Raw genomic sequence first — 12,530 nt, 5'->3', positions numbered from 1 at the left:
CTTTACTTAGTCCAGCGCCAGCACCGACACCCACATTGGCCCCTGACCGACGGCGTAACGCGCCAGCGGTTGCAGATCGCCCGTGTGCTGGTCGATGTGATACACCTCAATGTGCTGTGATTTCTGCCCTGCTGAAATCAGGAACTCACCGGTGCTGTCGATATTGAAACCACGCGGCTGCGTTTCGGTCGGCTGATGACCGGTCAGCGTTAACGTGCTGCCGTCTTCAGACACCTGGAAAACACTCAGCAGGCTAGCAGTACGATCGCTGATGTACAAGAAGCGACCATTCGGCGTAATGTGAATATCCGCTGCCCAGCGCGTATCGCTGAAACCAGCAGGCATCGCATCCAGCGTTTGCACTTTCTGTAAATCGCCGCTGGCTGCATCCAACTGATACACATCGACTGAGCTGTCCAGTTCATTCACACAATAGGCAAAGCGTTGATTCGGGTGGAAAGCCATATGGCGTGGACCGGCACCCGCTACCGTCGTCATTTCAGACTGACGGTGTACGCTCAATTCGCCCGTCGCACCCAGATCGTACAGGCGGATACGGTCTTCTTTCAGGCAAGGCGCCCACACCACGGAATTGGTTGGATCGATATTGGTAGAGTGACACCCTTCCAATCCATCCAGTTGCTGAATCGGCTCGCCAACAATGCCATCAGCATCAATCGGACTCACGCTAACGCAGGCACCGCTGTAAGACGCGCTGAACAGGAAACGTCCGTCGTTATCGGTAGACAGGTGCGTCGGGCTACCCGGCAAAGAAGCGACACCCGCTTGCGTCAATTTACCCTGTTCATCAATACGATAGCTCAGAACCCTGAAATCAGGACGAACCCCGACATACAGATGGCGCTTATTTGGCGCAATCACCATCGGCTGAACCTGTCCTGGAACGTCAACGGTTTGCAATAATGTCAGATTTCCCTGAGCACCGAGTTGCCAAACATGAATCTGCTGGCTTTCCGGGCTGGCGACATAAACCACTTGCTGCATCGTATTCTCCTTATTTTTCACGCGAATGTGGCGGCACAGGAAGGCTCAAAAGAGGTTCATCAGAAGGATAACGAACTTGCTCAACCTGACGCACGGCATACCATAAATGACCAATTACTCTATTCTACAGAGACATCGCAAGGCTACTATTGATTTAAGCAATGGCTGATTTAAGTAATGATTGATTTAGCTAACGGACGCTGATGGTGCGATAACAACTGAGTGATGAAAAGTGACAGTGCAGAATATCGAGAGAAGATAAAAGGATAACAAGGAAATACATGGGGGAAATATTGAAAGTGGCGGAGGAGTAGAGATTCGAACTCTAGAACACTTTCGCGTCGCCGGTTTTCAAGACCGGTGCCTTCAACCACTCGGCCACTCCTCCGCAATGACGCGCACTATAAACAGTACGCCGCGCGTTGTAAAGCGACGTTGTGGTCAATTGCTTAAAAAATAGATGATAACCCGTTGAAAGCATAGAAAATAGACAGCAAGATTGCCAAAACGTCCATTTATCCTTATTTCTCCCCGTCGCGCTGACGCTTTCTCACCAAACGGCGTGAGACACATTTATCCCATTGTTGTCTGTCTATTTTTCGCCGCGTCCTTTATCGTAAGGCTCATTCGATATCCACATTTTTATTTGCGAGACAACGATGACCTACCGAGTAATTGCGCTTGATCTTGATGGTACCCTTCTGAATCAACAGAAAAAAATCCTCCCCGAATCCCTTAGTGCACTTGCGCTAGCCCGTCAGCAAGGCATAAAAGTGATGATCGTTACAGGACGCCATCACTCAGCAATCCACCCTTTTTATCAGGGATTGCAGTTGGATACGCCAGCGATCTGCTGCAACGGCACCTATGTCTATGATTACCAGCAGAGCCGTGCATCACATACCAATCCACTCTCTGTCGAACAGGCAAAAAATGTCATCACCCTGCTAGAGGAATTTGATATTCATGGCCTGATGTATGCTGACGATGATATGTATTATCAATACTCTACGGGGCATGTGGTTCGCACGCTGGCATGGGCTTCCACGTTGCCGGAACAGCAACGCCCTCGTTTCGCACAGGTGGAAAATCTGCTGCGCCAGACGGAAGCCTCTCAGGCCATCTGGAAATTTGCAACCACGCATACCGATATCCCCACGCTGAACCATTTCGCCGCAGAAGTGGGAAAGCAGCTCGGGCTAGCCTGCGAGTGGTCATGGCAGGATCAGGTTGATATCGCCCAAACCGGCAACAGCAAAGGTAAGCTGCTCCAGCAATGGCTTGGCGAACAGGGCATCAGTATGAAAGATGTCGTGGCATTCGGCGATAACTTTAATGATATCAGTATGCTGGAAGGCGTTGGATTGGGCGTTGCTATGGGCAACAGCGCCGATGAAATCAAAGCACGAGCCGACCTGGTCATTGGCAGCAATGAAGAACCCAGCATCGCAGAGGTTATCCGTACCCGTATTCTGGCATAACCAATAATGGCGCAATCAGGCAAGCAAGGGCATCGCCTTTCCTGATTGCGTTCGACTACCAGACTGACTTATAGCGCGCTACCCAGTACCTGTCGCAGGTAAGCTCCCGCCCCCATTAACCCCGGCTGCTCATGGGTAATCAGGTACACAGGGATATCTTGCATATAGCTTTTAAACCGCCCTTTGTCTTCAAAAGCCGCGCGAAAGCCAGAAGCTTTAAAAAACTCAAGAAAGCGCGGTACGATGCCGCCAGCAATATAAACCCCACCAAATGTGCCTAAATTTAACGCCAGATTGCCGCCGAAACGCCCCATGATGGCGCAGAAGAGCGATAGCGCGCGGCGACAATCCACATCCGTATTATTGACCGCTCGTTCGGTAATATCCTTCGGTTCCAGCGCCTCCGGCGTGCGATCGTCAGACTGTACGATCGCACGGTAAATATTTACCAGCCCCTGCCCGGACAGCAAGCGCTCCGCAGAAACATGCCCTAATGATTGGCGCAGAATAGCGAGAATGTTGTCTTCTTCATCGCTATTGGCCGCAAAATCCACATGTCCGCCTTCACCCGGCAAGCTGATCCATTGATTGGCAACATGAACTAGGTGAGCAACACCTAACCCAGTGCCTGCACCATACACGGCAACGGGCTTACCCGGCACCGGTTCCCCGCCACCGAACTGGAGCAAACTCTCACGCCCCAACACCGGAACCGCCATGGAAACCGCGGTAAAATCGTTGATCACCTCAAAGTGGCGTAACCCCAGACTCGTTTTCATCTCAGCGATGGAAAATGCCCAGGTGTGGTTCGTCATCGCCACCCAGTCACCAGTGATCGGACAGGCAATCGCGATACAGGCATCCTGCACCGTAGCCTGCCGAGAATCGAGATAATCGCGGATCGCTCCTTCCAGAGAAGGAAAATCCAACCCAGAATACGTTTCGATTTGCGACAATTCGCCCGTCACGGCGTCACACAGCGCCAGGCGCGTATTGGTGCCACCAACATCACCCACTAAAACAAAGTGCGTCATTCTTCTTTTCCCCTCAAGCAAAGCAGATACCCGATCATTGCGCGAAAACAGCCCGTTACGCTATGGCTATATAACTTTCTAGTGATAAGGATCTCATTTATGGCTAAAAGCGGCGGTTAAGTTAAAAGTAATCGATTACATTATTAAAAAACAAATTGTAATCGATTACTTTTAAGAGAGATACCGCATGGTTTCTTCATCTGAAAACACAGCTACCAAATCGTTACAGCCGGCCTTCGTGGTTCCCAGATTGTCGTTCATGATGTTCTTAGAATTCTTTATCTGGGGCTCATGGTCAGTCACCCTAGGCCTGGTTATGACACAGTATAATTTGGCCGCCATGATTGGCGACGCCTTCTCTGCTGGGCCGATCGCCTCAATTCTTTCTCCGTTTGTGCTGGGCATGGTGGTTGACCGCTTCTTCCCATCGCAAAAAGTCATGGCGCTGTTGCACCTCATCGGCGCGGTCATCCTGTGGTTTGTGCCTACCGCGTTGATCAACGAAGACGGCTCACAGCTATTGATCCTGCTGTTCGCCTACACGCTGTGCTTCATGCCTACGCTGGCATTAACCAACAACATCGCGTTCCATAACCTGACTAACAGTGAGAAAAGCTTCCCGGTTGTGCGGGTCTTTGGCACCATCGGTTGGATCGTTGCCGGAGTCTGCATCGGGACGGCAGGCATCTCCGCAAGCGTCAATATTTTCTACGTCGCTGCGGTGTGTTCCGCCATTCTGGCGGCCTACAGCCTGACGCTACCGCATACCCCAGCTCCGGCAAAAGGCTTACCGCTGGCGTTGCGCGATCTGTTCTGTGCCGATGCGTTCGCGCTGCTGAAGAAAGGCCATTTTCTGGTATTTGCTATCTGCGCCATGCTGATCTCCATCCCGCTGGGCACCTATTATGCTTACACCGCGTCCTTCCTAAGCAATGCAGGTATCAGTGACGTCAGCACCGCCATGTCGTTTGGCCAGATGTCCGAAATCGTCTTTATGCTGATCATTCCTCTGCTGTTTAGAAAGCTGGGCGTGAAATACATGCTGTTCATCGGCATGCTGGCGTGGTTCGTACGCTATGCCCTCTTCGCCATGGGCGTGAATGAAGAAACGCGCTGGTTGCTCTATATCGGCATCCTGCTTCATGGTGTCTGCTATGACTTCTTCTTCGTCATCGGCTTCATCTACACCGACCGTATTGCCGGAGAAAAAATCAAAGGTCAGGCACAAAGCCTGGTGGTTCTTTTCACCTACGGTATTGGCATGCTGTTGGGATCGCAGGTTTCCGGTGCGATTTACAACCGTCTTTTCGACAACGGCACGTTAAACGCTCCCGAAATCTGGGCGACGTTCTGGTGGATTCCTGCGGTTGCCGCGGCCATCATCGCCGTCATTTTCCTCTTCTCCTTCAAATACAAAGAAGAGCAGGCTTAATCATTTAAGACGGCTTATTTAAGGAGAAACGGGGATGAGGTCGCCTTTGGCACTTCATCCTTACGCATTCTCCTCTACGGCTATCGCAATCAGTGCAACGGTATTCATGGCCATAACCCCGTTGCCAAAGGAGGTAATGATGAAAACGTTAAAAGGACCCGGTATTTTTCTCGCTCAGTATATTGGCGATCAGGCTCCCTTTAACACGCTGGAAAATCTGGCGCAATGGGCAGCCGAATTAGGCTTTAAAGCGCTGCAAATCCCCTGTAACCATCCACATATATTCAATCTCGCCACCGCCGCCGACAGCCAGACGTATTGTGATGATGTGAAAGGTCTATTGGCGCAGCATGGGCTGACCATCAGTGAACTGTCGACCCATCTGGAAGGGCAGCTCGTTGCCGTCCACCCTGCGTATGACGATGCCTTTGACGATTTTGCCCCACCGGCCTACCGCCGCAATCCGCAGGCTCGACAACAGTGGGCTATAGCCGCGATAAAACAGGCAGCAAAAGCCTCTTCACGCCTGGGGCTAAACGCACATGCCACATTTTCCGGTGCGCTGGCCTGGCCCTATTTTTACCCGTGGCCACCGCGTAAAGAAGCCCTGATTCAAGAAGCCTTTAAAGAACTTGGCCGCCAGTGGACGCCAATCCTCAACGCTTTTGACGAACACGGCGTAGATGTGTGCTACGAGCTGCACCCCGGAGAGGACTTGCATGACGGCGTGACCTTTGAACGTTTCCTTGAGGCCGTTAATCATCACCCACGCGCCAATATTCTTTACGATCCGAGTCATATGCATTTGCAGCAGATGGACTACCTCGGTTTTATCGATCGCTACCATGCGCGAATCAAAGCATTTCATGTGAAAGATGCAGAATTTACCGCTTCCAGCAAAAGCGGCCTCTACGGCGGCTATCAGTCATGGGCAGAACGCGCCGGGCGCTTCCGTTCACCGGGGGATGGTCAGATCGATTTTGGCGCTATCTTCAGCAAACTTGCCCAATACGATTATGACGGCTGGGCCGTACTTGAGTGGGAATGCTGCCTGAAAGACAGTAACTGTGGGGCGAAAGAAGGCGCTGCGTTCATCAAGCGCCATATTATTCCCGTCGCTCAGCGTGCTTTTGACGATTTCGCCGCCACCAGCGACGATCGTCCGTTGGTAAGAAAAATGTTGGGATTAAAAGAGGAGAACGCAGAATGATCCGCGTTGGCATTATTGGTTCCGGTTTTATTGGCCCAGCACATATAGAAGCGATTCGTCGCCTAGGCTTTGTTGACGTGGTGGCGCTGGCAGAAAACTCGCTGGATGTCGCTCAGCAAAAAGCCCGTCAGCTCAACATTCCTCACGCCTACGGCAGCATCGCTGATGTGTTAAATCATCCTGGCATTGATGCGATTCACAACTGCACGCCAAACCACCTTCATGCGGCGATCAATAAGCAGATTATTCAGGCGGGAAAACACGTTTTTTCGGAAAAGCCGCTGTGTATGACCAGCGAAGAAGCACGTGAGCTGGTGGCGCTGGCGGAAGAAAAAGGCGTTGTCCACGGCGTCAGCTTCGTCTATCGCCAGTTTGGCATGGTGCAGCAAGCTGCCAGCATGATTAAGCATCAGGAGATCGGACGCCTCTTTGCGGTGCACGGCGGCTATCTGCAAGACTGGATGCTGCACGACACCGACTATAATTGGCGTGTTGAACCGGAATACGGTGGCATTTCCCGCGCGGTAGCCGACATCGGCTCGCACTGGTGCGACACGGTGCAGTTTATTTCCGGCCGGAAAATTATCGAGGTTTTCGCCGATTTCGCCATCGTCCATCCGATCCGCAAATCCAATCGGAATGGCACCGCCACGTTCTCATCTTCCAATACACCGCCCGAATACGACGACAAACCGGTTAAAACCGAGGATTACGCGACCGTTTTACTGCGCTTTGAGGATGGCAGCCGCGGGTCGTTTACCGTTTCTCAGGTCAGCGCTGGACGAAAAAACCGTCTGACGTTTGAAGTGAATGGCAGTGAACGATCGCTAGCCTGGGATCAGGAAACGCCGCAGGAGCTATGGATTGGCCATCGTGATAAGCCGAATCAGCTGTTGTCGGATGATCCTACACTGTTGAATGCGGAAGCCGCCGCCGCTGTCCATTTCCCCGGTGGGCATATCGAGGGCTGGCCGGACGCATTCAAGAATATGATGGCGAATTTTTACAGCTATCTGCGTGACGGCAAGCAACCGGGTGTCGATCCGTTTAATTTCGCCACCTTCTACGACGGTGCGAACATCATGTTTATCATTGATGCCATCGTACAAAGCCATCAGCAGCAAAAGTGGGTGAAGGTCGCCAATTAAGGTATCAGGCCGTTTATTCGCTGAGGATATCCATCCCGCAGGGGCGACGCCTGCGGGAGGCAGCCAGAGATATTTATGGTAATCTGCTCAGCCAAGCATAAGTAGCGTGAGTGCCTTCTGAATTATGTCGATTCAAAAAATAGCACGGATAGCCGGTGTCTCAGTCGCAACCGTTTCACGGGTATTAAACAACATTGATACCGTGAAGCCGCAAAACCGGGAACGTGTTCTCAATGCGATAAAAAGCAGCAATTATCAGCCGAACTTACTGGCCCGTCAGCTACGTACCGCACGCAGCAACATGTTATTGGTGATGGTTTCCAATATTGCCAACCCTTTCTGCGCCGATGTGGTGAAAGGCATTGAGGCGGAAGCGGAAGAAAATGGCTACCGCATCCTTCTGTGCAATTCAGGTGCCGATATCGTTCGCGCCCACTCCAGCCTGCAACTGCTGTCCGGTAAAATGGTCGATGGCGTGATCACTATGGACGCTATTTCAACGCTTTCTGCGCTTCAGGACATGATTGGCGCGGCACCTTGGGTGCAGTGCGCCGAGCATGACGATACGTCGGCCATTTCATCTGTCGGTATTGATAACGCAGAAGCATCCCGTTTTGTGATTAATCACTTTATTGGCAAAGGCCGCCGCCGTATCGCCATGATTAACCACGATATGAATTACCTCTACGCCCAGCAGCGAGAAAAAGGTTATCGCGACGCGCTCGCGGAAAATGCGTTTGATTATGGCAAGGTAGAATATGCCAGCACGCTGAGCTATAAAGGCGGAAAAGCGGCAATGGCGGCGCTGCTTAACACTCCTGAACGACCGGATGCGGTATTTGTGGTGTCCGATACACTGGCCGCAGGTGCCCTATCCGCAATCTGTGAGGCAGGGCTGAGCGCGCCGCAGGACATTGCGGTAATTGGTTTTGACGGTTCGGAGTTGGGTTACATCACCTCACCCCAGCTTAGCACCATCCAGCAACCCTCGGCACATATCGGCAGAGAAGCCGTGAAGCTGCTCTTACAACAGATCGACCAGCCGGACAGCGCAACAGAAAAGCGCCTACTGGCATGGACGTTTGTCGAGCGGGCATCCAGCTAATTTACGCCGCATTCACCTTTCGCGATCCTACTTCTGACAACCTGCGGCTCGTTGACCGCAGGTTGCTATTTCCGTTTCTTACTGACTTCTCACCTTACTCAGCTTTTCATATAGAGACTGATAGGCGGCGGAAATAATGGCCTGTGGATCTTTCGGCAAATCATGCTCAGCAACATACCAATGGACACCCGCTTTAGCCGCCGCACGGAGAATATCTTCCCATGCCAAAATGCCCTCGCCCGGTGGGGCAAAGTTCATTTCATCATCGCGAATACCGATGGCAGTATTATCTTTCGCATGAATCGAGTAGATACGGCCTTTGTACTGGCGCAGAAGGCGTGCGGGATCTTGCCCTCCTCGGGATACCCAAGCAACATCCATTTCCAGCATCAGGTTCTCTGGCTCTGCGGCATCTAACATGATTTCCAGCGCCGTTTTACCGCGATACTGCTTCATCTCAAAGTTATGGTTGTGATAAGCCAACTGTATGCCCTGCTTCTTCAGTTCATGCCCAAAATCGTTCATTTCCGCACCAAAGCGCTGCCATCCCTCTGCGCTATTCGGTCGGTCTTCAACATTGAGCCACGGCACAATAATCATGCGGTTGCCTATCGCCTTATTAAAGGCGACAACCTCGGCCATATTACTTTTCAGCTCGCCAAACTGGACATGCGCAGCAATGGCTTTCAACTGATATTTTCCTAATAACCCTTTCATTTCTGACGCACTAATGCCGTGCGTCCCCACGAGTTCAACTGCCTTAAATCCGGCGTCTCGCGCCATGGAAAATTGCTCATCGAGCGTATTCAGGCTGCGCAGCGTGTACATCTGCAAGGCTATTTTCTGGTTTTCTGTTGGACGATCGGCAAGCGCCAGACCTGATGAAACCATCAACAATAGCGGTATAGCGAACGCACGGCGTAATAACGTCATACAGAGCATGTCCTTCTCCTATTTTTATCCCGTAGCACAGGTGAAAATAAAAAGTAATCGATTACTTTTATGATGAAAAAATAATAACGCGGGGATAATTTATCTGACTACTCTGTCCATACGGTAGGAAAAAGCGAATTGAAAATCACTCTCAATATTTATTCTGTTATCTTAGTCACAGAATGCTGGCGAAATTAACACGATAGACTGAGCGATATGCAGCACCTCCCTATCGCTCAGCCTGTTTTTACAACCGTATATGTTTACGCCGTAATCGACACGCTCTTAATCTGCGCATAGAGCGTTTGTCCAGGATAAAGCGCGAGATCGTCTCGAGCCCACGGCGTGATGCGGGACCACAACGTCTGCTGGCCAATCGCAAGCTTCACTTCAACCTGTTCGTCGACATCGATACACTCCACCACACTGGCACACAGTACATTACGAATACTGCTTTTCTCCGGGGGCTGTAGCACCAAAGAGACATCGGCAGCATTCACGCGAATGCGCAATGCAGCGTCCTGCGGCAGCTCGACTTTCCCGACCCACACCTGCTGATCGCCTAATGCCAATGCCGTCATCGCGTAATGCTCGTGCTGAGCCAACACGCGCGCACTGAGAATACTGCTCTGCTCGTCTTTTGGTAACCAAGGACGTAGTGCGCTACTTGCCCACACCTCTTCCAGTAAACCTTGTGCTTTCACTTTGCCTTTATCAAGCACCACAACATGGTCGGCTAGCCGGACTATTTCTTCCAAACTGTGGCTGACATACAGAATCGGGATATTGACCTCTTTCGCCAACCGTTCCAAATACGGCAAAAGTTCACGCTTTCTCGGCAAATCCAACGACGCCAGTGGTTCATCCATAAGCAGCAGTTCCGGCGCAGTCAGCAATGCCCGACCTATCGCAACACGCTGCTTTTCGCCACCAGACAGCGTCAGCGGATAGCGATTCAGTAAATGTTCGATACCCAGCAAATTGACGATGTCATCGAACTGCGATGCCATTTTTTCAGCCATACCGTAGCGCAAATTGCCGCGCACACGATAATGTGGAAACAGACGGGCATCCTGAAACACATAGCCGATATGCCGTTTTTCTGGTGGAAGAAAAACACGCTGCTGCGTATCCACCAGCACATGCTCATTAAGCACAATCCGACCACTATCGGGCCGAGTCAGGCCAACAACAGCGTTGATCAGTGAGGTTTTTCCTGCCCCAGATACGCCGAAAATGGCGGTAATACCGTTCGCGGGCAGTTCAGACTGAACATGGAGTTCGAGGCTACCCAGTTGTTGATAAAAATCGAGTTGTAGCATTATCCCCCCAACCGCTTGCGGCTCCAGTTTGTTAGCCATTCCGATGCTAACAACGCTGCCAGCGACAGGACGATGGCAATGATACATAGCCTTGCGGCATCCGCCTCCGCGCCCGGCGTTTCAATCAAGGTATACATCGCCAGTGGTATGGTTCGGGTTTCGCCGGGGATATTAGAAACAAACGTAATCGTTGCGCCAAACTCCCCCAGAGAGCGAGCAAATGCCAATACGGTTCCAACAACGATTCCGGGAAAAGAGAGAGGTAAAGTGATGGTGAAAAACACGCGCCAGGGCGTGGCACCTAACGTTCGGGCGGCTTGCTCCAGATGCGTATCGACAGCATCAAGCGAGAGACGAATCGCTCTGACCATGAGCGGAAACGCGACCACCGCAGACGCTAATGCTGCACCACGCCAGCTAAAACTAAAGCTGAAGCCGAACCAGTCATAGAGCCAGGAACCGACTACACCGCGTTTTCCCATCGCCACCAGCAGCAGATAACCAATGACCACGGGCGGCAGCACCAGTGGTAAATGGATAATACTATCCAGCAGCGATTTGCCAGGAAACCGACAGCGCACCAAAACCCACGCCATCAGTATCCCAAACGGCAAGCTGCAAGCCACGGCCACAACGGATACTTTGAGGCTCAGCTCAATAGCCTGCCATTCGTAATCACTCAGCATCGTTAACGCGGCGCAAAGCCATAACGTTTAAACACGGCTGCCGCTTCCGGCGTTTTCAGGTAGTCATAAAAACCCGTAACCGCAGGGTTTTTATGTTCTTTTACTACCGCCATCGGATATTCGACAGGCTTGTGGCTCGCTGCTGGGAACGTACCGACAACTTTAACTTTGTCGCTGGCAACCGCGTCAGAACCATAAACAATGCCCAGCGGCGCTTCTTCACGCTCCACCAGCGCCATGGCCGCACGCACGTTGTTAGCTCGCGCCATCAGCGGGGAGAGTTCATCCCAGGCTTTCAGATTCTGTAAGGCTTCTTTAGCATAGATGCCGGCAGGTACATGATCCGGGTCGCCAACGGCCAGGTGGCCGCCTTTCAACAGGCTTTTCCAGTCGGTTTTATTGTCAATATTGATATCTTTCTGCGCACTCGCCTTCGGTGCAATCACCACCAGTTCATTGCCCAGCAGGGTATGACGCGTGGCGGTATCCATCAGGTTTTTATCCTGCGCGTAGTCCATCCACTGTTGGTCAGCGGAGATGAACAGATCGGCAGGTGCACCTTGCTCAATCTGGCGCGCCAGTGTTGAAGAAGAGGCATAAGACGCCACGACAGCGACGTTTTTCTCTTTCTGATACTGCGTAGCGATCTCCTGCAACGCATTGGTTAGTGATGCTGCGGCAAACACGGTGACTTTATCTTCTGCTACAGCGGGCAACGCCATTCCTGCACTGAGGGTTAGTGCGGCAAACCATTTTAACCATTGCTGCTTCATTCTTGTCTCCTGACAATTATCGTTGTGTAAATAATGATATAACGAATGATGAAGCAGTGTCATGTGCTTTAAAGAGGTATATGTGGAGAGGTAGAAAAGAAATGTCCGGCCAGAAGCCGGACATCAAAATAGGAAAGGATCGTGAATCAGTGCTGATTCTTTGCGCGCTGACCGTCGGAATGACCGATGCGGGACAACACATTAAACACTTCGCCCAGGCAGTAAATTGCCCCCATGATAACTACCATCATCACAGGAACCATAGCAACTGCAAACAGCAGGCTCTTCAATAACTCCAACATGCTTACCTCACTTATTGCAACGGTTACCGTTACTTTAGCCCGTCTGATGCGCTATTTCACTGTAAGCCGAGATCGTCGTAATTGCTACGTAGTCTACCG

At 51.5% G+C, this 12,530-nt stretch carries 12 protein-coding genes and 1 tRNA gene; 5 read left to right on the top strand and 8 right to left on the bottom strand.

The window, feature by feature from the left end; translation table 11 throughout:
- Positions 1-6: 6 nt before the first annotated feature.
- Both pgl and EDI29_RS02215 read right to left on the bottom strand, forming a co-directional pair.
- The gene (gene pgl / locus EDI29_RS02220; protein ID WP_137739522.1) at positions 7-1,005 is read right to left on the bottom strand and encodes a 6-phosphogluconolactonase; all 999 of its coding nucleotides are present in this window, start codon (positions 1,003-1,005) and stop codon (positions 7-9) included.
- Positions 1,006-1,305: 300 nt separating this feature from the next.
- Positions 1,306-1,393: transfer RNA gene (locus tag EDI29_RS02215), tRNA-Ser, on the bottom strand.
- 271 nt (positions 1,394-1,664) lie between these two features.
- Between EDI29_RS02215 and EDI29_RS02210 the strand changes: the two genes are divergently transcribed.
- Positions 1,665-2,486: a pyridoxal phosphatase gene (locus EDI29_RS02210; protein ID WP_137739521.1), complete on the top strand. Its 822-nt coding sequence runs from the start codon at positions 1,665-1,667 to the stop codon at positions 2,484-2,486.
- Positions 2,487-2,554: 68 nt separating this feature from the next.
- On the opposite strand, the gene glk is transcribed toward EDI29_RS02210, so the two are convergent.
- Positions 2,555-3,520, bottom strand: a complete 966-nt coding sequence (glk, locus tag EDI29_RS02205) for a glucokinase (RefSeq protein ID WP_137739520.1) — start codon at positions 3,518-3,520, stop codon at positions 2,555-2,557.
- Between the two features lie 187 nt (positions 3,521-3,707).
- Here glk and EDI29_RS02200 point away from each other — a divergent pair, with 187 nt between their 5' ends.
- The 4 genes from EDI29_RS02200 (at position 3,708) to EDI29_RS02185 (ending at position 8,415) form a co-directional block, all read left to right on the top strand.
- Positions 3,708-4,952 (top strand): MFS transporter, encoded by a 1,245-nt coding sequence (locus EDI29_RS02200; RefSeq protein WP_137739519.1) that lies wholly within the window; start codon positions 3,708-3,710, stop codon positions 4,950-4,952.
- A 139-nt stretch (positions 4,953-5,091) separates the two neighbouring features.
- Positions 5,092-6,162, top strand: a complete 1,071-nt coding sequence (locus EDI29_RS02195; RefSeq protein WP_137739557.1) for a sugar phosphate isomerase/epimerase family protein — start codon at positions 5,092-5,094, stop codon at positions 6,160-6,162.
- Entirely contained in the window at positions 6,159-7,310 is a 1,152-nt protein-coding gene (locus tag EDI29_RS02190; RefSeq protein ID WP_137739518.1) for a Gfo/Idh/MocA family protein, read from the top strand. The genes EDI29_RS02195 and EDI29_RS02190 overlap by 4 nt, the downstream gene beginning before the upstream one ends.
- Positions 7,311-7,434: 124 nt before the next feature.
- Positions 7,435-8,415 (top strand): LacI family DNA-binding transcriptional regulator, encoded by a 981-nt coding sequence (locus EDI29_RS02185; protein ID WP_137739517.1) that lies wholly within the window; start codon positions 7,435-7,437, stop codon positions 8,413-8,415.
- Positions 8,416-8,493: 78 nt separating this feature from the next.
- On the opposite strand, the gene EDI29_RS02180 is transcribed toward EDI29_RS02185, so the two are convergent.
- The 5 genes from EDI29_RS02180 to EDI29_RS02160 all read right to left on the bottom strand — a co-directional run bounded on the left by EDI29_RS02180 (position 8,494) and on the right by EDI29_RS02160 (position 12,431).
- Positions 8,494-9,357: a sugar phosphate isomerase/epimerase family protein gene (locus EDI29_RS02180; RefSeq protein WP_193555630.1), complete on the bottom strand. Its 864-nt coding sequence runs from the start codon at positions 9,355-9,357 to the stop codon at positions 8,494-8,496.
- A gap of 254 nt (positions 9,358-9,611) precedes the next feature.
- The gene (gene modC, locus EDI29_RS02175) at positions 9,612-10,670 is read right to left on the bottom strand and encodes a molybdenum ABC transporter ATP-binding protein ModC (protein WP_137739515.1); all 1,059 of its coding nucleotides are present in this window, start codon (positions 10,668-10,670) and stop codon (positions 9,612-9,614) included.
- On the bottom strand, positions 10,670-11,356 hold the full coding sequence (gene modB, locus EDI29_RS02170) for a molybdate ABC transporter permease subunit (protein ID WP_137739514.1): 687 nt from the start codon (positions 11,354-11,356) through the stop codon (positions 10,670-10,672). Before modB ends, modC begins: the two co-directional genes overlap by 1 nt.
- A gap of 2 nt (positions 11,357-11,358) precedes the next feature.
- Positions 11,359-12,129 (bottom strand): molybdate ABC transporter substrate-binding protein, encoded by a 771-nt coding sequence (gene modA, locus EDI29_RS02165; RefSeq protein WP_137739513.1) that lies wholly within the window; start codon positions 12,127-12,129, stop codon positions 11,359-11,361.
- A gap of 146 nt (positions 12,130-12,275) precedes the next feature.
- On the bottom strand, positions 12,276-12,431 hold the full coding sequence (locus EDI29_RS02160) for an AcrZ family multidrug efflux pump-associated protein (RefSeq protein WP_010285329.1): 156 nt from the start codon (positions 12,429-12,431) through the stop codon (positions 12,276-12,278).
- Between the last annotated feature and the right edge of the window lie 99 nt (positions 12,432-12,530).

The sequence above is a fragment of the Pectobacterium polonicum genome (genome assembly GCF_005497185.1).
In the GTDB taxonomy this organism is placed as follows: Bacteria; Pseudomonadota; Gammaproteobacteria; order Enterobacterales; family Enterobacteriaceae; genus Pectobacterium; species Pectobacterium polonicum.
The sequence above is the reverse complement of the archived record's forward strand: the minus strand, read 5'-3'. Positions and strand labels throughout refer to the sequence as shown.